At 74.4% G+C, this 18,463-nt stretch carries 16 protein-coding genes; 4 read left to right on the top strand and 12 right to left on the bottom strand.

Going from position 1 to position 18,463, the window contains the following annotated elements; translation table 11 throughout:
* Positions 1 to 88: 88 nt before the first annotated feature.
* The 3 genes from ectB to AB0P07_RS16995 form a co-directional block, all read right to left on the bottom strand.
* A complete protein-coding gene (gene ectB / locus AB0P07_RS16985; RefSeq protein WP_365551100.1) occupies positions 89 to 1,360 on the bottom strand; it encodes a diaminobutyrate--2-oxoglutarate transaminase in 1,272 nt (423 codons plus the stop codon).
* 131 nt (positions 1,361 to 1,491) lie between these two features.
* A complete protein-coding gene (gene ectA, locus AB0P07_RS16990; RefSeq protein WP_365551103.1) occupies positions 1,492 to 2,004 on the bottom strand; it encodes a diaminobutyrate acetyltransferase in 513 nt (170 codons plus the stop codon).
* Positions 2,005 to 2,294: 290 nt separating this feature from the next.
* A complete protein-coding gene (locus AB0P07_RS16995) occupies positions 2,295 to 3,461 on the bottom strand; it encodes an aminotransferase class V-fold PLP-dependent enzyme (RefSeq protein WP_365551105.1) in 1,167 nt (388 codons plus the stop codon).
* A 177-nt stretch (positions 3,462 to 3,638) separates the two neighbouring features.
* Here AB0P07_RS16995 and AB0P07_RS17000 point away from each other — a divergent pair, with 177 nt between their 5' ends.
* From AB0P07_RS17000 to AB0P07_RS17010, 3 genes are all read left to right on the top strand, one after another.
* Complete coding sequence (locus AB0P07_RS17000) at positions 3,639 to 4,139, top strand: hypothetical protein (protein WP_365551108.1); 501 nt, start codon at positions 3,639 to 3,641, stop codon at positions 4,137 to 4,139.
* 43 nt (positions 4,140 to 4,182) lie between these two features.
* Positions 4,183 to 5,274: an amidohydrolase family protein gene (locus AB0P07_RS17005; protein ID WP_365551110.1), complete on the top strand. Its 1,092-nt coding sequence runs from the start codon at positions 4,183 to 4,185 to the stop codon at positions 5,272 to 5,274.
* Between the two features lie 197 nt (positions 5,275 to 5,471).
* Positions 5,472 to 6,464, top strand: coding sequence for an SCO1860 family LAETG-anchored protein (locus AB0P07_RS17010; RefSeq protein WP_365551112.1), 993 nt, complete (start codon positions 5,472 to 5,474; stop codon positions 6,462 to 6,464).
* 449 nt (positions 6,465 to 6,913) lie between these two features.
* On the opposite strand, the gene cobC is transcribed toward AB0P07_RS17010, so the two are convergent.
* Genes cobC through cobM form a run of 5 tightly spaced genes read right to left on the bottom strand, consistent with a single transcriptional unit; the run spans position 6,914 to position 12,689 of the window.
* Entirely contained in the window at positions 6,914 to 8,002 is a 1,089-nt protein-coding gene (gene cobC, locus AB0P07_RS17015) for an Rv2231c family pyridoxal phosphate-dependent protein CobC (RefSeq protein WP_365551114.1), read from the bottom strand.
* The gene (locus tag AB0P07_RS17020; RefSeq protein WP_365551116.1) at positions 7,974 to 8,891 is read right to left on the bottom strand and encodes a sirohydrochlorin chelatase; all 918 of its coding nucleotides are present in this window, start codon (positions 8,889 to 8,891) and stop codon (positions 7,974 to 7,976) included. The genes cobC and AB0P07_RS17020 overlap by 29 nt, the downstream gene beginning before the upstream one ends.
* Positions 8,888 to 10,648 (bottom strand): precorrin-3B C(17)-methyltransferase, encoded by a 1,761-nt coding sequence (cobJ, locus tag AB0P07_RS17025; RefSeq protein ID WP_365551118.1) that lies wholly within the window; start codon positions 10,646 to 10,648, stop codon positions 8,888 to 8,890. The genes AB0P07_RS17020 and cobJ overlap by 4 nt, the downstream gene beginning before the upstream one ends.
* Positions 10,645 to 11,880, bottom strand: a complete 1,236-nt coding sequence (cbiE, locus tag AB0P07_RS17030) for a precorrin-6y C5,15-methyltransferase (decarboxylating) subunit CbiE (protein WP_365551120.1) — start codon at positions 11,878 to 11,880, stop codon at positions 10,645 to 10,647. Before cbiE ends, cobJ begins: the two co-directional genes overlap by 4 nt.
* On the bottom strand, positions 11,877 to 12,689 hold the full coding sequence (gene cobM / locus AB0P07_RS17035; protein WP_365551123.1) for a precorrin-4 C(11)-methyltransferase: 813 nt from the start codon (positions 12,687 to 12,689) through the stop codon (positions 11,877 to 11,879). Before cobM ends, cbiE begins: the two co-directional genes overlap by 4 nt.
* A gap of 109 nt (positions 12,690 to 12,798) precedes the next feature.
* On the opposite strand from cobM, the gene AB0P07_RS17040 reads away from it, so the two are divergent.
* Positions 12,799 to 13,527 carry a ZIP family metal transporter gene (locus AB0P07_RS17040; protein WP_263550107.1) on the top strand — a complete coding sequence of 243 codons (729 nt, stop codon included), beginning with the start codon at positions 12,799 to 12,801 and terminating at the stop codon, positions 13,525 to 13,527.
* Between the two features lie 14 nt (positions 13,528 to 13,541).
* Here the strand turns inward: AB0P07_RS17040 and cobI are convergent, their stop codons facing one another.
* The 4 genes from cobI to AB0P07_RS17060 form a co-directional block, all read right to left on the bottom strand.
* A complete protein-coding gene (gene cobI, locus AB0P07_RS17045) occupies positions 13,542 to 14,273 on the bottom strand; it encodes a precorrin-2 C(20)-methyltransferase (RefSeq protein ID WP_365551127.1) in 732 nt (243 codons plus the stop codon).
* Positions 14,270 to 15,706, bottom strand: a complete 1,437-nt coding sequence (locus tag AB0P07_RS17050; protein WP_365551292.1) for a cobyrinate a,c-diamide synthase — start codon at positions 15,704 to 15,706, stop codon at positions 14,270 to 14,272. The genes cobI and AB0P07_RS17050 overlap by 4 nt, the downstream gene beginning before the upstream one ends.
* A gap of 71 nt (positions 15,707 to 15,777) precedes the next feature.
* Positions 15,778 to 16,377, bottom strand: a complete 600-nt coding sequence (cobO, locus tag AB0P07_RS17055; protein WP_365551129.1) for a cob(I)yrinic acid a,c-diamide adenosyltransferase — start codon at positions 16,375 to 16,377, stop codon at positions 15,778 to 15,780.
* A complete protein-coding gene (locus AB0P07_RS17060) occupies positions 16,377 to 18,398 on the bottom strand; it encodes a putative cobaltochelatase (protein ID WP_365551132.1) in 2,022 nt (673 codons plus the stop codon). Before AB0P07_RS17060 ends, cobO begins: the two co-directional genes overlap by 1 nt.
* Positions 18,399 to 18,463 lie beyond the last annotated feature (65 nt).

Genomic DNA, 18,463 nt, shown 5'->3' on the forward strand with positions numbered 1-18,463 from the left:
GATGTGCAAGGGACCCCGGCGCCTTCGGCCGCGCGGGCGGAAGGCGCCGGGAGTATGAGTGGTGCCCGACGGACGGGCCGTCGGACGGTCAGGCCGTCTCGCGCACGGCGCGGGCGAGGGTCTTCATGCCCTCGTCCAGCTCGTCGGGCGTGATGGTGAGCGCCGGCAGCAGCTTGACGACCTCGCTCTCGGGGCCGGACGTCTCGATGAGCAGTCCGAGCTCGAAGGCGCGCTTGGCGACGCGGCCCGCGCGGTCCTTGTCGTGGAACTCCAGGCCCCAGACCAGGCCGCGGCCCCGGTACTCCTTCACGTCGGCGAGGTTCTCCTCGGTGATGGCGATCATGTGCTGCTCGACCTGCTCGCCGCGCTTGCGGGTCTGCTTCTCCATCGCCGACCCGTCGGCCCAGTACGCCTCCAGCGTGGCGGTCGCCGTGACGAAGGCCGGGTTGTTGCCGCGGAAGGTGCCGTTGTGCTCGCCCGGCTCCCAGACGTCCAGCTCCGGCTTGAACAGGGTCAGCGCCATCGGCAGGCCGTAGCCGCTGATCGACTTGGAGACGGTGACGATGTCCGGCGTGATGCCCGCCTCCTCGAAGGAGAAGAAGGCGCCGGTACGGCCGCAGCCCATCTGGATGTCGTCGACGATGAGCAGCATGTCCTGGCGCTCGCACAGGTCGGCCAGGGCGCGCAGCCACTCGGCGCGGGCCACGTTGATGCCGCCCTCGCCCTGCACGGTCTCGACGATCACGGCGGCCGGCTTGTTCAGCCCGGAGCCCTGGTCCTCGAGCAGCCGCTCGAACCACATGAAGTCCTCGACGGTGCCGTCGAAGTAGTTGTCGAACGGCATGGGCGTGCCGTGCACCAGCGGGATGCCGGCGCCGGCCCGCTTGAAGGCGTTGCCGGTCACGGCGAGCGAGCCCAGCGACATGCCGTGGAAGGCGTTGGTGAAGGACACGATCGACTCGCGCCCCTTCACCTTGCGCGCCAGCTTCAGCGCGGCCTCGACGGCGTTGGTGCCCGTCGGGCCCGGGAACATGACCTTGTACGGCAGGTCGCGCGGGCGCAGGATCGTGTTCTGGAACGTCTCCAGGAAGCGGCGCTTGGCGGTGGTCGACATGTCGAGCCCGTGCGTGACGCCGTCCCGCTCCAGGTAGTCGATCAGCGCGCGTTTCAGGACGGCGTTGTTGTGCCCGTAGTTGAGCGAGCCCGCTCCGGCGAAGAAGTCGAGGTACTCGTGGCCGTCCTCGTCGTACATGCGGCTGCCGACCGCACGGTCGAACACGGTGGGCCAGCCGCGGCAGTAGCTGCGCACCTCGGACTCGACGGTCTCGAAGACACTGAGGTCGGGCTGGGTGATGGTCACGACGAATCGCTCCTCGTGGGGTGAGGGTGGGAGAGGGAGGTCGTACGGATCCGGTGGGACCGGTCGCGGTCCCGGCCGGGAAGTCTGGGGGGCCAGGCCGACCGGGGGTGGTCCGGTGGCTCGGCGAGGGGTCAGCCGCCGGCCGACAGGGGGCCGATGCGGTACAGAACCTCGGGCTCGTGCGGCCCGTCGGGGAAGACCGCCGTGTCGAAGAGGACCTCGCGCTCGAGCCGGGCGCCTCGACGCTCGGCGAACGAGGTGAACAGCCGTTGGGACGCCGTGTTGTCGGGGGAGATCGTCGTCTCCAGGGTGGTCACGCCGCGCTCGCGGACCACCCGGGCCGCCAGTCCGTCGACCAGCGCGGCCGCGAGCCCACGACCACGGTACGTCCCGTCCACCGCAACCTGCCACACGAGCAGGGTGTCGGGGCTGTCCGGCCGTACGTAGCCGGTGATGAAGCCGACCGGCACGCCGTGCCCGTCACGGACGACGGCCGAAGTGGAGGCGAAGTCCCGGCACCACAGCAGGTAGCTGTACGAGGAGTTCAGGTCGAGGACCTCGGAATCCCTCGCTATCCGCCACAGGGCGGCTCCGTCGGCCACTTCCGGACGATCGATTTGCAGGTCTGCTTGCGCGGCAGTCATGCAAATTGAATTTACCCAGTGGAATTGGAAATTGCATCGCCGAACGGGGTTACGCCAGGAGGTCTACTGTGTTATCACGCGAGCGCGCGAGCGCGCGCGAGGAGGCGCCTATTTGCGGGGATTTGCCGCGCAGGAAAGCGGCGAAACGGACAACATGTGGATCGGGTCACAATCAGGTAACCTGGACGAGACGTGTCCGAAATGCGAGGTTCCAGCGTCATGGAATCTCTGTGTTTAGGTCCCGGAAAAGCGGGCAGAAGAATACGGGAAGCTGTGTTGAAGGTAATTACTTAATTCTGTTCGTACGAGCTTCTGGAATTCCCCCGAATTCGTCCTTCCGTAGAACCGCTTTCGGCCGGTCGCCGCCACGCCCGCTCGACGGCCCGCCGGGCCGCGTCCGGGTCGGTCTTCAGGCCCCGCTCGGCCAGCGCGGCACCCAGTGCCGCAAGGCAGCCCTGTACGGCCCCGGGCGTCGCGTCCGGACCGTAGTGGTTGACCCGGATCATCTCGCCCGCCAGCGCGCCCCCGCCCGCCGCCAGCGGCAGCGCCGGGTCGGACTCCAGGGCACGGGCCACCAGCGCCGACGCGTCCACGTCCGACGGCGTCCGCAGTGTCGTCGCGACCGGCGCCGCGTCCTTCGCCTCGGACACGTACGGCTCCAGACCGCCCAGCGCGAGCGCACCGGCCCGGGTCGCCGCCGCGGCGGACGCGTGCCGCGCCATCACCGTCGCGGCGCCCTCCGCCTCGATGCGCTCGACGCACGCCTCCAGCGCGAGCATCTCCAGCTGCGCCGGCGCGTGCAGCAGCGCCTTGCGCCCGCCGTCGATCCAGCGCTCCTTCCAGTCCAGGAGCGACAGGTACGAGCGTCGCGGCGCGTTCGGGTTCGCCGCCATCCGCGCCCAGGCCCGCTCGCTCACCGACACCGCCGACACCCCGGCCGGGCCGCCCATCGCCTTCTGCGCGCCGATCACGCACAGGTCCACGCCCCACGCGTCCGGCAGCACCGGCTCGGCGCCCACGGAGGCCACGGCGTCCAGATAGAACAGTGCGCCGTGCGCCCGCACCACCTCGCCGATCTCCGCCACCGGGTTGGTGTTGCCGGTCGCCGCCTCGGCGTGCACCAGGGAGACGAAGTCGATCTCCGGGTGCTCGGCGAGGGCCCGGCCGATCTGCTCGGCGCAGACGGCCGTGTGGAACGGCACCGCGAGGTCGTGCACGGTCGCGCCGCAGTCCCGCAGCCAGTTCCCGAAGGTCTGCCCGTACGGCCCCGTGATCACGTTCAGCGCGACGGTGCCGGGGCCCGCGGCGGCGCGGATCGCGCCCTCCAGCGGCAGCAGCGCCTCGCCCTGCATGACCACCACGTCCTGGGCGGTGCCCAGCAGACGCGCGACCCGGTCCTCGATCGCGGCGAAACGGCCGGCGCTCAGCGGGGCGAGGTCCAGGAAGGGGTGGGTCACGGCGGTGCTCTTTTCAGTAACGGCAGGTGTCCGGCGCGGGTACGCGGCGTACGGAGTCGAGAGTAACCATGGCAACCGCCGGCACTCGCGCCGGAGTGTTTCCGTTGCGACACCCCCACGCCCGGAATCGTGGCTTCCGTCACAGCCGAGCGATCGCCGGGCTGATGGACTGGCCCCGTGCTCGCTCTCGTGCTGCTGGTCCTCGTCGCGGGGGTGACGGCCGTCGTCCTGCGCCGGGGCGCCGGCGCGTACCCCCGTGCGCGGCTGCCCGCGGCGGCTCTCGCTCCCGTGCCGCGCAAGCCGGGCGCGCCCTTCCGCGTCGTCGCCGCGGTCGCGGGCTGGGCCGCCGGCCTGCTCTACGTATGGGGCCTGGTGTGCGTCGGGTTCGCGGTCATGGACGCGGAGGACGGCGGCACGGACTCCTCGCCGCTGCGGCCCTGCCGAACCGGCGTGTCCCCGGAGCTGTCCGGGCGGGTCGTCGACTACTCCGTCTCCTACCTGCCCCTGCGCTTCAGCTGCGAGACCGTCGACGGCGAGGCCTACGACTCCGCCGACGTCCCCGGCCACGTCAATCCCGGCGCCGCCGTCCTCGCCCTGACCGCGGTCGCGGGCGCCGTCGCGGCCGGGTACGCGACCGAGTCGCGCGCCCGCACGGCAGCACGCGGGGGCGGCCGGTGACCGGCCCCGGACACGTGTGCGGGCACCGTTTAGGGTGCGGGGCATGAGCGAACGCGCGGTGCTGCACGTGAAGGGTCGGGTGCTCGTCGGGCCGGAGGAGGTCCGGGACGAGGTGTGGGTGATCGACGGCCGGATCTCCTACGAACGGCCCGCCGGCACCGCCGACGTCCGCACCGTCGAGGGGTGGGCGCTGCCCGGCCTGGTCGACGCGCACTGCCACGTCGGCCTCGACCAGCACGGTGCCGTCCCCGCGGACGTCGCCGAGAAGCAGGCGCTGACCGACCGTGAGGCGGGCACGCTGCTCATCCGCGACGCGGGCTCGCCGTCCGACACCCGCTGGATCGACGACCGCGAGGACCTCCCGAAGATCATCCGGGCCGGCCGGCACATCGCCCGCACCCGCCGCTACATCCGCGACTACGCCTGGGAGGTCGAGCCCGAGGACCTCGTCGCGTACGTCGCCCAGGAGGCCCGGCGCGGTGACGGCTGGGTGAAGCTGGTCGGTGACTGGATCGACCGCGACCTCGGCGACCTGTCGGCCTGCTGGCCGCGCGGCGCCGTCGAGGCGGCGATCGCGCAGGCCCACCGGCTGGGCGCCCGCGTCACCGCGCACTGCTTCGCCGAGGACTCCCTGCGGGACCTGGTCGAGGCCGGCATCGACTGCGTCGAGCACGCCACGGGGCTGACCGACGACACGATCCCCCTGTTCGCCGAACGCGGGGTCGCCATCGTGCCCACCCTCGTCAACATCGCCACCTTCCCCGCGCTGGCCGACGGCGGCGAGGCGCGCTTCCCGCGCTGGTCGGCCCACATGCGCCGGCTGCACGAACGCCGCTACGAGACTGTGCGCAACGCCTACGACGCCGGCGTCCCGGTCTTCGTCGGCACCGACGCGGGCGGTGCCCTGGCCCACGGTCTGGCCGGCGCGGAGGTCGCGGAGCTGGTCACCGCCGGCATCCCGCCCGTCGAGGCCCTCGCCGCGACGACCTGGGCCGCCCGGCGCTGGCTCGGCCGCCCGGGGCTGGACGAGGGCGCACCGGCGGACCTGGTGGTGTACGAACAGGACCCGCGCGCGGACGTGCGCGTGCTCACCGCTCCGCGCCGGGTGGTGCTGAACGGGCGGGTCGTCGGTTAGCCGACAGGAGTGACGCCGAGGAACACCCGTGCGGCGCGATGCGAAAAAGGTTCGAAACAGCACGCCGAAACCCCACGAAGGGGTGAAGTGCCCCGAGTTCGCTGACCGTTCGGTGGCCGCGGGGACATTCTGTCCGGGTCCCAAGCACGTCGCTCATGCGTGCCCCGCACGCATGTCTCACTGGGGGTCCCACCACCTTGAACGGCAACACCTTCCGCATGCCCGCACGCCGTCTCGCCACCGTCGCGGCGGCCACGGCCCTGGCCGCGGGTCCCGCGACCCTGGCCGGCGCGGGATCCGCCCACGCGACCGGCGACCACGGGCGGGCGAGCGCCACCGTGCTGCGCACCGGGCTCGACGTCTCCCTGCTCAACAAGACCGTGAACGTCCCGCTCGCGGTCACCCTCAACGAGGTGCAGGCACCCGAGAGCGCCGAGAAGACCGCGCTCACCGCCCGGCTGGACGGTGTCGACGGCGGCAAGCCCTTCAGCGTCCTGCGCGCCGACGTCGCCGAGGCGAAGGCGACGGCCACCGCCGGAAGGAGCGAGGGCACCACGACGCTGGCCCGCGCCAGGCTCCACGTCCCGGGCCTGCCGCTGCTGTCGGTGATCGAGGTCCAGGAGGTCACCTCCACGGCGACCTGCGAGGCCGGGAAGAAGCCGGTCGCCGACGCCGACCTGCTGGGACCGGTGACCGTCCTCGGCAAGAAGGTCACGCTCACCGCCGGAGGTACCACGGACGTGAAGGTACCCGGCGTCGGCGAGGTAAGGCTCGACCTCTCCAAGACGGAGACCACCTCCCGCACGGCCGCCGCCACCGCCCTCGAACTCAAGGTCCACGTCAACCCCCTCGACCTGAACGTCGCCGAGGTCGACGGCACCGTCACGCTGGCGAAGGCGACCTGCGAGTCCCCGACCGCCCCCGCGGACGAGGCCGAGCAGCCCCCGGCCCAGCAGCCCCCGGCCCAGCAGCCCCCGGCCCAGCAGCCCCCGGCCCAGCAGGGCGCGGAACAGGACGCCGACCCGGCCGCAGAGCCCGCGGCCGACGTCAAGGCCCAAGGCGCCCGCACCGAGGCCGACCTGGCCGAGACGGGCGGCAGCTCCGCGACGCCTTACGTCGCGGCCGGTGCCGCGGCCCTGGTCCTGGCGGGCGGCGGTGCCTTGCTGCTGGCCCGGCGCAGGCGGGGCTGACGGGCGGGTGGGGCCGGTCGGGTCGGCGTCGTCGGGCAGTTCTGGTCGGGGTGCCCGTTCGGGGGTGGTGGTGGCCGAGAGGGGCGGTGGCTCGTCGGCGCCGTGCGTCGCGGTCGGTGCCGCGGTCCCGGTTCGGGCGGGTGGGGCCGGTTGGGTCGGCGTCGTCGGGCAGTTCTGGTCGGGGTGCCCGTTCGGGGGTGGTGGTGGCCGAGGGGGCGGTGGCTCGTCGGCGCCGTGCGTCGCGGTCGGTGCCGCGGCCTCGTCCTGGCGAGCGGCGGGGCCCCGGTGCCCGCCCCGCGCCGGCGTGGCTTGCCGAGGCGGGGACCTGTTGGGGGTGTCGGACAGCGGCCTCGGTCGGGGGCCCGGCCGAGGCGCGTCAAGAGGCGGGGGCGACGGTCCCGGTCCGACGCGGTCGGGGCTGACCGTGCGGGGACCGGCCGGCGTGCGCCTCAGGCCGGGGCCGTCGTCGCCAGCGCCCGGTGCAGCGCCCGCAGGAAGCCCTCCGTCGTCGCCCGGTCCCGTACCGCCAGGCGCAGCCACTCCTCGCCCAGCCCCGGGAAGGTGTCCCCGCGCCGCACCGCGTACCCCAGGCCGCGCAACCGGTGCCGGACGGCCGCCCCGTCTGGGACGCGGACCAGCACGAAGGGACCCTCGGCCGGGCCGGCGACCCGCACCCCGGCGTCCGTGAACTCCGCGAGCCCGGCGACCAGACGGTCCCGGTCGGCGGCGACGCGGTGGGCGGCGTGGGCGGCCTCCGCCAGCGCGCGGGGTGCCACGCACGCCTCGGCGGCCGCCAGCGCGGGCGTGGACACCGGCCACAGCGGCTGGGCACGCTCCAGTGCGCCGACCGTCTCCGGGTCCGCCAGGACGTACCCGATGCGCAGCCCCGCAAGGCCCCACGTCTTGGTGAGGCTGCGCAGGACGACGAGACCGGGTACGTCCGTCCGCCCGGCCAGCGCCTCCCGCTCACCCGGCACCGCGTCCAGGAACGCCTCGTCCACGACCAGCGTCCGCCCGGGCCGGGCCAGCGACGCCAGTCCGTCCGCCGGGTGCAGCACCGAGGTCGGGTTCGTCGGGTTGCCGACCACCACCAGGTCGGCGTCCTCCGGTACGGCCGCCGGGTCGAGACGGAAGCCGTCCGACGCCCGCAGCAGCACCCGGCCGACGGTGTGCCCCGCGTCCCGCAGCGCCGCCTCGGGCTCGGTGAACTGCGGGTGCACGACGACCGGCCGGCGCACCTTCAGCGCCCGCGCCAGCAGCACGAACGCCTCCGCCGCGCCCGCCGTGAGCAGCACCCGCTCCACCGGCAGCCCGTGCCGCGCCGCCACCGCCGCCCGCGCCGCCCGCCCGTCCGGATAGGCGGCGAGCGAGCCGAGCGAGGCGGCGACGTGCTCCCGCAGCCAGGCCGGGGGAGTGCCGGCACGGACGTTCACCGCGAGGTCCACCAGCGCGGACCCGTCGTCGCGCACCTCGGCGTCCCCGTGGTGCCGCAGGTCCGGGCCGCCGGGATCAGTGTGCGTGGGAGTGTGCGTGTCCATGCCCGTGATGGTGCCCGTGGTGATGGTCGCCGTCGTCGTCGGGGTGGAAGTGCGGCTGCTGCGGCAACCCCACCTTGTCCTCGAACCCCGGCAGCGCGATCCGGTACACGCAGCTGTCGCAGTTCATCCGGAGATCGCCCTTCACCGCCTCCTCGTACCGCTCCCACACCAGATCGAGCAGCTCCGGCTCGGGACCGATGACGTCCGCCGACCGCACCTCCGTCTCCGGGTGCCGGGCGGCCCACTCCTCGGTCTGGTGCCGGACCCGGTCCGGGAGGATGCCGGTGAACAGGAAGTACGGCAGCACCACGACCCGCCGCGCCCCCAGCCGCGCGCACCGGTCCAGGCCGCCCGGCACGTCCGGCTTCGCCAGCGACACGAACGCCGTCTCCACCGCCGCGTAACCGCGCCCCTCCCACAGCAGCCGCGCCGCCTTGAACACCTCGGCGTTGGCGTCCGGGTCCGTCGACCCGCGCCCCACCAGCAGCACGGTCACCTCGGACGGGTCCCAGGCCGGGTCGACCGCCTCCGCGAGGCGCCGCTCCAGCACCCGCAGCAGCGCGGGGTGCGGACCCAGCGGACGCCCGTAGGTGTAGGAGATGCCGGGGTGGCGCTCCTTCTCCCTCGACAGCGCCGCCGGGATGTCGCCCTTGGCGTGCCCGGCGGACACCAGCATCAGCGGCACCGCCGCGAACCGGCGCACACCGCGCTCCACCAGCTCGGCGACCGCCTCGCCCAGCGGCGGCGGGGACAGCTCGATGAAGCCGCCCGCGACGGGCAGCTCGGGGTGGCGTCGGCCCAGCTCGCGCACGAAGTCGCGGAACGCCTCGGCTCCGGCCTCGTCCCGGGTGCCGTGTCCGGCGATGAGCAGGGCGGGCGGGGTCGTCACAGGTTCTCCTCGGATGTCTCGGGTACGGACGTCCCGGCCCCCGAGGGCCGGGAAGAAGCGGCGGGGGAGCGGCGGGACGCCGGGTCCTCCTGCCAGCGGTAGCCGCGCGGCGTCACCATGCGCCCCGCGATCTCCCGGGTCGCGGTGTTGCCCACCGTGACGACGGTCATCATGTCCACCGTCGCCGGGTCGAGCGCGGCCAGCGTGGACAGGCGGCTCGACTCGTCGGCGCGCGAGGCGTTGCGCACGACGCCCACCGGAGTCGACGGCTCCCGGTGCTCGGCGAGGATCGCCAGCGCCTTCGACAACTGCCAGTCGCGGCCCCGGCTGCGCGGGTTGTAGAACGTCACGACGAGGTCCGCCTGCGCCGCCGCCCGCACCCGGCGCTCGATGACCTCCCACGGCGTGTGCAGGTCGGACAGGCTGATCGACACGTGGTCGTGGCCCAGCGGCGCGCCCAGGATCGCCCCGGCCGCCAGCGCCGCCGTCACGCCCGGCACCCCGACCACGTCGATGTCGTCGGACGCCTCGGCCAGCGCGGGCGAGGCCATCGCGTACACCCCGGCGTCCCCGCTGCCGATCAGCGCGACGGCGTACCCGCGCCGCGCCTCCTCGACCGCGGTCCGGGCCCGCTCCTCCTCCGCGCCGAGCCCCGACTCCAGCACGCGGGTGCCGGGCCGCAGCAGATCGCGGATCTGGTCGACGTACTGGTCGAGCCCCACCAGCACCGACGCCCGCCGCAGCTCCGCCCGTGCCCGCGGCGTCACCAGGTCCCGGGCGCCCGGCCCGAGCCCGACCACCGCGAGCCGCCCCCGCCCCGGCCGCCGCACGACCGCACAGGTCGCCGTCGCGGGCACCGCCGCCGACTTCCGCTTGGGCACGAGGAGTTCGCCTCCGCGCACCAGCGCCGCCGCCTCCGCGACCGACGGGGTGCCCACGGCGGCGAGCGGCGCGTCGGAGGGGTTGGGGACCTCGACGCCCGCCAGCGCGCCGGCGGCGTACGTCACCAGGGGCACGCCCAGCCGCTCGGCGGCCCCGACGATCCCGGGCTCCTCCGCCTTGGCGTCCACGGTGGCCAGCTCGGCGACCGACGCGGCGGACAGCCCCGCCTCGCGCAGGGCGTCCTCCACCAGCCCGAGCACCTCGTCGACCGGTGCGCCCCGGGAGGCGCCGACCCCGACGACCAGGGACGGCGGACGCAGGACGACCTCGCCCCCGGCCGGTGCCACGGCACGGTCCGTGACCCGGATGCCGTAGGCCCCTTCGGCACCGACCGGCAACGGGGGCAGCGGCCATGCCACCTCCGCGCGCAGCGCCACCGGTTCGCCGTCCAGCAGCGCCCGCGACACCCCGGCGACGTCGCCCTCGACGGGCAGTCCCAGCGTGTCCAGGCCGGCCAGCCCCACCGCGTCGGTCGCCGTCGTCACCACCGGCTCCGCGCCCAGCACCTCGCCGACCGCGCGGGCCAGTTCGTTGGCGCCGCCGCCGTGCCCGCCGACCAGTGACACGGCGAACCGCCCGCCCTCGTCGACGCACACCACACCCGGGTCGGTCCGCTTGTCGTCCAGCAGCGGCGCCACGAGCCGGACCACCGCGCCGGTGGCCAGGAAGCACACCAGCCGGTCGCACTCGGCGAACGCGGTCCGTACGGCGTCCGCGACGGGACCCTCGTACACACGCGTGCGCTCCGGCCACGCCGCGGCCAGCCGGTCCCGCGCCGCCGCTCCCGCCGCCGTGGCGGAGATGAGGCCGATCAAGGGGCAACTCCTTCGATACGGCTGTGCGGCCGGACGCCCCACAGCAGGAAGACGGGATTGGTGGCCGCGAGCCGGGTCACGTCACCCGGCAGCGGCGCGAGCCGCGAGGACTGCAGCAGCACCCCGTCGCACGCCAGACCGGCGCCGAGCAGCGCCTCACGGGCCGCAGGCACCCGGTCCAGCGCGGCCACGGCGACGACCACGACGCGCCGGGCCCGCCGCGCGCAGTCGGCGACGATCGCGGGCAGTTCGCGCCCGCCACCGCCCACGAACACCGCGTCCGGGTCCTCGCCCAGCCCGGACAGCACCCCGGGCGCCGAGCCGTGCACCACCCGCACGTCCACACCGTGCGCGGCGGCGTTGGCACGGACCCGCCCGACCCCGTCCGGCGTCCTCTCGACGGCGGTGACGGCGGCACCCAGCCGCGCGCACTCCACGGCCACCGAGCCGGAGCCCGCGCCGACGTCCCACACCAGGTCGCCGGGGCGCGGCCCGAGGCGGGCCAGCGCCAGCGCCCGCACCTCGAACTTGGTGATCATCGAGTCCCGGTGCGCGAACGCGCCCTCGTCCAGCGCCCACCCGGCCGGCCCGGGACGCGGTCCCGCGACCGCCCGCACCGGCCCCAGCGCCCGTGCCTCGTCCAGGCACAGCACCACACTCACCGCCGTCCCCCAGTCGCGTCCGGCCGCCTCGGCGGGCGTCACCCGCTCCACGCGCTCCTCGGCCGAGCCCAGGGCCGAGGCGACGACGAACACCCGCCCGTCGTCCCGCAACGCGGCCCCCAGCTCCGCCGGACCGGCCCCGGGACCGGTCAGCACGGCGACCTTCGGGTACGCCCGGCACAGGTGCACCGCCGTGCGCAGGTCCCGCCCGTGCGCGCTCGCCACCACGGCGTCGTCCCACGGCAGCCCGGCCCGGGCGAAGGCCGCCGCGACCGAGGACACCCCCGGCCGCACGACCAACCGCTCGGACCCGAACCGCTCGGCCAGCGCCCGCACGATCCCGAAGAACCCCGGATCACCGGAGGCCAGCACGGTCACCGGCCGCCCCTCGGCGACGTACTCCGCGACCGTGTCCAGGGCGGGCGCCAGCGCCCCGAGGACCACCGTCCGGGCCCCTTCCGGCAGCCGTACGGCGTCCAGGTGCCGCCGCCCGCCGACGACCAGCTCCGCACCGCCGGCCACGTCCCCGGGCAGCGGGGAACCGGTCCCCGCCCCCACCACGGTGATCACGTGCTCGCACCCCGCGCACGCAGTTCCCGGCGCGCCTCGGGGTCCGCCTTGCGATAGCCGTGGAAGTGCCCCGGGTGGTAGAGGTGCGAGCGGGTGCCGTGCGCGTCGAGGGCCGGGCCGACCAGGAACAGGGTGTGCTTCCAGAGCTTGTGCTCCTTGACCGTCTCCTCCAGCGTCCCGATCGTGCACCGCACGACCAGCTCCTCCGGCCAGGTGGCCTGGTAGGCGACGACGACCGGCGTGTCCGTGGGGTAACCGCCCTCCAGTAGCTCCCGCACCAGCTGGCCGCTGCGGGCCGCCGACAGGAAGACGGCCATGGTCGTCCCGTGCCGGGCGAACTCGCGCACCTCCTCCCCGGGCGGCATCGGCGTCTTGCCCCCGCCGAGCCGGGTGAGGACCACGGACTGCGCGACCTCCGGAATGGTCAGCTCACGCTGCGCGAGCGCGGCCACGGCCGAGAACGCGGAGACCCCGGGCACCACCTCGGTCGCGACACCGAGCTCCGCACACCGGTCGAGCTGCTCCTGCGTGCCGCCCCACAGCGCCGGGTCGCCCGAGTGGATGCGGGCCACCCGCAGCCCCTCCTCGCGGGCCCGCCGGTACACGGCGACGACGTCCTCCAGCGACATCGTGGCCGAGTCCAGCACCTCGGCGCCCTCGCGCGCGTGCTGGAGCACCTCCGCCTGGACGAGGCTCGCCGCCCAGATCACCACGTCCGCCTCGGCGATGGCACGCGCCGCACGGAACGTCAGCAGATCGGCGGCGCCGGGACCGGCGCCGACGAAGGTCACCCTGGCCTCGTAATCCATCGTTCTCGGTCCTCTCTGTCCATCCTGTTCCTGTGCGCGCTGCGCATATTTACTGCGGTTGCTGCTGTCGTACGCGCGTGAACGCGGCGTGATCGGATACCAAGGGCCCATGGCGGTCTTCGTCGCGCTCGGCGCGTTCCTGATGACGCTGGCCGGCGGCTGGACGGCACAGCGCGTGACCGACCGGCGCCACCTGGTCCTGGGCCTGGCCGGCGGCCTCATGCTGGGGGTGGTCGGCCTCGACCTGCTGCCGGAGGCCCTGGAGGCGGCGGGCGACGAGGTGTTCGGCGTGCCCGCGGCCCTGCTGCTCTTCGTCGCCGGCTTCCTGCTCGCGCACCTGGTGGAACGCCTGCTGGCGGCCCGCCGCGCCGCCCACGGCGCCGACGAACACGGCCACCGCTCGCCCGAGGTGGGCCTGACGGCCGCGGCCGCGATGGTCGGGCACAGCGCGATGGACGGCGTGGCGATCGGCGCCGCCTTCCAGGTCGGCGGCGGCATGGGCGCGGCGGTCGCGATGGCGGTGATCGCCCACGACTTCGCGGACGGCTTCAACACCTACACACTGACCAGCCTGTACGGCAACGCCCGCCGCCGCGCCATCGCCATGCTGGTCGCCGACGCGATCGCCCCCGTCCTCGGCGCGTCCTCCACGCTGCTCTTCACGATCCCGGAGGAAGCGCTCGGCGCCTATCTCGGCCTCTTCGGCGGTGTGCTCCTGTACCTCGCGGCGGCCGAGATCCTCCCCGAGGCCCACCACGAGCACCCCGCCCGCTCGACCCTGCTGTGCACGGTCGCGGGCGCGGCGTTCATCTGGCTGGTGGTGGGCATCGCCGAGTGAGTGCCGGTGAGCGCTCACAGCTTGCCGCCCCGCCCGCCCTCGCGCCGGGCGGGCGCGATGAGCGTCGACAGATACGGCAGCGGCGCCCCGTCCAGCTCGCCGGCCGGCCGTACGGACTCCTCCGGCAGTCCCAGCGCCGACCCCCACACGGCGTCGTCGAGGCGCCCGCTCTCCCGCAGCGCCTCGGCCACCTCGGCGGCCTGCCGGCCGAACTTGTAGGCGACCACGGTGCCGGGCCCGTGCAACGCCTCCTTGAGCACGGCGGACCCCGCCGTGACCGGCACCAGCGTCAACGGCTCGGTCCCCTCGGCCAGCACGGCCCCCGACCGCGCCGCCAGGTCCTGCATGGCGGTGATCCCCGGCACGGTCTCCACGACCGTCCCCGGCACCAGCGCGCCCACGGTCTGCGCGAGATAGGTGAAGGTGGAGTACACGTTGGGATCCCCGATGGTCGCGAAGGCGACGGCGGCGTGCTCCCGCAGCAGCCCGGCCACCCGCTCCCCGGCCGCGTCCCAGGCCGCCTCGCGCCGCGCCCGGTCGGTGCGCTCGTTCAGCGCGAACACGACCCGCACGACCTTCTCGGCGCCCGCGTAGTGCAGCACGGTCGCCTCGGCGCGGCCGCGCTCCCCGGTGTCCATCACCGGTACGACCACGACGTCGGCGGCCCGCAGCGCGTTGACCCCCTTCACGGTCACCAGTTCGGGATCCCCGGGCCCGACCCCCACACCGACCAGCCTGCTGCTCATGACGTCCGGCACCTCTCCACGAACCGACGGGCGACACCGGGCTCGGCCGCCCAGTGCGTGTGCAGATAGCTCGCGTGCACACCGCGCTCCACGAATCCCTCGACGCGCCGCTCGGGCGCCCGCATCCCCCACGCCGGCACCGCCCCGGCCCCCGGCTCCACGACCGTCCGGTGGAACTCGTGCCCCCGCATCCGCGTCCCCGCGCCGGCCAGCGCACTGTCGGACACGGCCACCGCGTCCCGGTAGCCCAGCGTCAGCCGCTCCGACATCCGCGCGGAGGCGTCCAGCACCCCGCACATCGGCAACCCGTCCAGCTCCCGGCACAGATACAGCAGCCCCGCACACTCGGCGGCCACGGGAGCACCGCTCAGCGCCAGCTCGGCGACGGACTTGCGCAGACCCTCGTTCGCGGACAGCTCGGAGGCGTACACCTCGGGGAACCCGCCCCCGATCACCAGCCCGGCGGTCCCCTCGGGCAACTCCTCGTCCCGGAGCGGATCGAACGCGACGACCTCGGCCCCGGCGGCGCCGAGCAGCTCGGCGTGCTCGGCGTAGGAGAACGTGAAGGCGGCACCACCGGCGACGGCGACGCGCGCTTTCAGCCCGTCCGGCGCTTGAGGACGAGGCCCGTTCAGGGCCGAACGCTGGGGTCCGGGGGCGGCTGCCCCCGGGGCAGGGACGGGAAGGGGCGGCGGGGGCGAGAAATCCAAGGCATCATCCGCGTCCCAAGCCGCACAGGACAACGCACCCGCACTACGCGCCAACCCGACCAACGCCTCCAGATCACACCCGTCGGCCATCTGCGCGGCCATCGCCGCAACCGCCTCCACCGCCTGCGCACGCCGCTCGGCAACGGGTACCAACCCCAGGTGCCGTGCGGGCGTCTCCACGGGAGCGGTCCGCCGCAAAACCCCGAGCACCGGCACCCCGACGGAGTCCACCGCCTCCCGCAACAACACCTCGTGCCGGTCCGAGGCGACCTTGTTCAGGATCACGCCCCCGATCCGCACCTCCGGGTCCCAGGACACGAACCCGTGCACCAGCGCCGCCACCGACCGCGACTGCGACGACGCGTCCACGACCAGCACCACCGGCGCCCGCAACAGCTTCGCGACCTGCGCGGTCGACGCGAGCTCCCCCTCGCCCGCCGCCCCGTCGTACAAGCCCATCACGCCCTCGACCACAGCGATGTCGCACCCCCGCGCCCCGTGCAGGAACAGCGGCCCGACCAGCTCTGGCCCGCACAGGAAGGCGTCGAGGTTGCGCCCCACCCGCCCGGTGGCGAGCGCGTGGTAGCCGGGGTCGATGTAGTCGGGCCCGACCTTGTGCGGCGACACGGCGAGCCCGCGCCCGGCGAGCGCGGCCATGAGCCCCGTGGCGACGGTGGTCTTGCCGCTCCCGGACGAGGGCGCGGCGACGACCAGCCGGGGCACGACGGAGTGGGAGCCGGAGCCGGAGCCGGAGTCGGAGCCGGAGTCGGAGTCGGAGCGGGAGTCGGGGGAGGTCACCACTCGATGCCCCTCTGCCCCTTCTGCCCCGCGTCCATCGGATGCTTGACCTTGGACATGTCGGTGACGAGATCGGCGCACTCCACCAGCGCGGCGGGCGCGTTCCGCCCCGTGATCACGACGTGCTGGGTCCCCGGCCGCTCGCGCAGCACGGACACCACCTCGTCGGTGTCGACCCACCCCCAGTGCATCGGGTAGGCGAACTCGTCCAGCACGTACAGCTTGTACGTCTCGGCCGCCAGGTCCCGCTTGACCTGTTCCCAGCCCTCCCGGGCCTTCTCCTCGTTGTCCAGCTGCGCGTCCCGCTGGACCCACGACCAGCCCTCGCCCATCTTGTGCCAGTCGACCGACCCGCCCTCACCGCTGGCGCCCAGCACCCGCAGGGCGTTCTCCTCGCCGACCTTCCACTTCGCCGACTTGACGAACTGGAACACCCCGATCGGCCACCCCTGGTTCCAGGCCCGCAGCGCCAGCCCGAAGGCGGCGGTGGACTTGCCCTTCCCGATGCCCGTGTGCACCACGACCAGCGGACGATTGCGCCGCTGACGGGTCGTCAGACCGTCGTCCGGCACGACACTCGGCTTCCCCTGCGGCACTACGCGGCCCTCCTGGTCGCCTGTACGTCCTTCACCAGCCCGGCGATCGAGTCGGCCCGCAGCTCGTCCAGCGTCACCGCCGTACCGCCCAGCTCACCCGCGAGCCGCCCGGCCAGCCCGAGCCGCACGGGCCCCGACTCGCAGTCCACGACGACGGAGGCGGTGCCCTCGGCGGCGAACAGCCGCGCCGCCCGCGAGGCCAGCGCGACAGGCTCCGGACCACCGGTCGCCCGCCCGTCCGTCACCACCACGACCAGCGCCCGCCGCGCCGGATCCCGCAGCCGCTCCACCCGCAGCACCTCGTGGGCACGCAGCAGCCCGGCGGCCAGCGGCGTGCGCCCGCCCGTCGGCAGCGACTCCAGCCGCACCGCCGCCGCGTCCACCGACGAGGTCGGCGGCAGCGCCACGTCGGCCGCCGAACCCCGGAAGGTCACCAGCCCCACCTTGTCCCGCCGCTGGTAGGCGTCCAGCAGCAGCGACAGCACGGCACCCTTGACGGCGCTCATCCGCTGCCGCGCCGCCATCGACCCGGAGGCGTCCACGACGAACAGCACGAGGTTGCCCTCCCGCCCCTCGCGCGTCGCCTGCCGCAAGTCGTCCCGGCGCACCACCAGCCCCGGCCCGCTGCGGCCCCGCGCCCGCTGGTGCGGTGCGGCGGCCTGCACGGTGGCGGCCAGGTGCAGCTTGGTCAGCGCGCCCCGCGGCCGCCGGGCGCCCGTCGTACGCCCGTGCTCGGTCCGCGCCCGCGAACGCCGCCCGGCGGCTCCCTCACCCAGCCCCGGCACGCTCAGCACCTTGGTCCGGAACGGCTCGGCGGCACGTGCCGGCTGCTGCTCCCCGGCACCGGAACCGGACGGCTGCGGCTCGCCGCCCTCCCCGGCCTCGGGGCGCGCGGTGGCGTCGCCGTCGCCCTGCGGCGCGTCGTCGGGCTCGGGGTGCCCACCGGGACCGCCGCCGGGACCCGGGTCGGGATCGTCGTCCCCGCCCCCGTCCTGCCCCTCCCCGTCCGACCCGCCGAACTCCTCCAGCGTCTCGTCCAGCTTGTCCTCGTCCAGCCCCGGCGCGTCGAAGGGGTTGCGCCGCCGCCGGTGGGGGAGCGCGAGCAGCGCCGCCTGCCGCACGTCCTCCGCGAGCACCTCCGTGCGCCCGGCCCAGGCCGCCAACGCGGTCGCCGTGCGGGCCATCACGATGTCGGCCCGCATGCCGTCCACTTCGAAGGCCGCGCACGTCGCCGCGATCTGACGCAGCGCCCCGTCGCCCAGGCGCACCGACGGCAGCAGCTCCCGCGCCGCCACGATCCGCGCCCGTACGGCGGCCTCCTCGTCGGCCCAGCGCGCCGCGAAGGCGGCCGGGTCGTCGTCGTACGCCAGCCGGCGCCGTACGACCTCCACCCGCTGGTCGGGCTCGCGCGAGGCGGCGACCTCGACGGTGAGGCCGAACCGGTCCAGCAACTGCGGCCGCAGCTCGCCCTCTTCGGGGTTCATGGTGCCGACCAGCAGGAACCGCGCGGCGTGCCGCACCGAGACGCCCTCGCGCTCGACGTAGGAGGCGCCCATGGCAGCCGCGTCCAGCAAGACGTCGATCAAGTGGTCATGCAACAGATTGACTTCGTCAACGTAGAGAATGCCTCTGTTTGCGGAGGCGAGAAGCCCAGGTTCGAACGCTTTCACGCCCTCGGTGAGGGCGCGTTCGATATCCAACGCTCCGATGAGTCGATCCTCGGAAGCTCCGACAGGCAGCTCGACCATGCTCGATGGCCGCGTGACACTTCCCCCAGCCCGGTGTGGTCCGTCCGGGCACCCCGGGTCGGGGGCCCCGGGGTCGCATGCGAAGCGGCAGCCGGCGACCACCTCCAATTCGGGCAGTAGCGTCGACAACGCCCGTACGGTCGTGCTTTTGGCCGTGCCCTTTTCGCCCCTGGCCAGCACGCCACCAATGTTCGGCGCAACTGCGTTGAGCAGCAGAGCGAGCCGTAGGTCGTCCTGCCCGACGATCGCGGTGAACGGGTAGGGCGTGTTCATGCGGGGATCACTCCTTTGAGTGGCGCAGGGAATTTCCAGGCCGGCGAGGCGACACCGACAGGCAG

Origin of the sequence: Streptomyces sp. NPDC085944 (genome assembly GCF_040686295.1) — a bacterium.
Taxonomy (GTDB): Bacteria; Actinomycetota; Actinomycetes; order Streptomycetales; family Streptomycetaceae; genus Streptomyces; species Streptomyces salinarius.

What these genes read in the sequence shown, in the direction of transcription:
- AB0P07_RS17005 (WP_365551110.1), top strand. Translation starts at nt 4,183, where the DNA reads ATGAGCGAACGCGCGGTGCTGCACGTGAAGGGTCGGGTGCTCGTCGGG.
- AB0P07_RS17040 (WP_263550107.1), top strand. Translation starts at nt 12,799, where the DNA reads ATGGCGGTCTTCGTCGCGCTCGGCGCGTTCCTGATGACGCTGGCCGGC.
- cobC (WP_365551114.1), bottom strand. Translation starts at nt 8,002, where the DNA reads ATGGACACGCACACTCCCACGCACACTGATCCCGGCGGCCCGGACCTG.
- cobI (WP_365551127.1), bottom strand. Translation starts at nt 14,273, where the DNA reads ATGAGCAGCAGGCTGGTCGGTGTGGGGGTCGGGCCCGGGGATCCCGAA.
- cobM (WP_365551123.1), bottom strand. Translation starts at nt 12,689, where the DNA reads ATGGATTACGAGGCCAGGGTGACCTTCGTCGGCGCCGGTCCCGGCGCC.
- ectA (WP_365551103.1), bottom strand. Translation starts at nt 2,004, where the DNA reads ATGACTGCCGCGCAAGCAGACCTGCAAATCGATCGTCCGGAAGTGGCC.
- AB0P07_RS17060 (WP_365551132.1), bottom strand. Translation starts at nt 18,398, where the DNA reads ATGAACACGCCCTACCCGTTCACCGCGATCGTCGGGCAGGACGACCTA.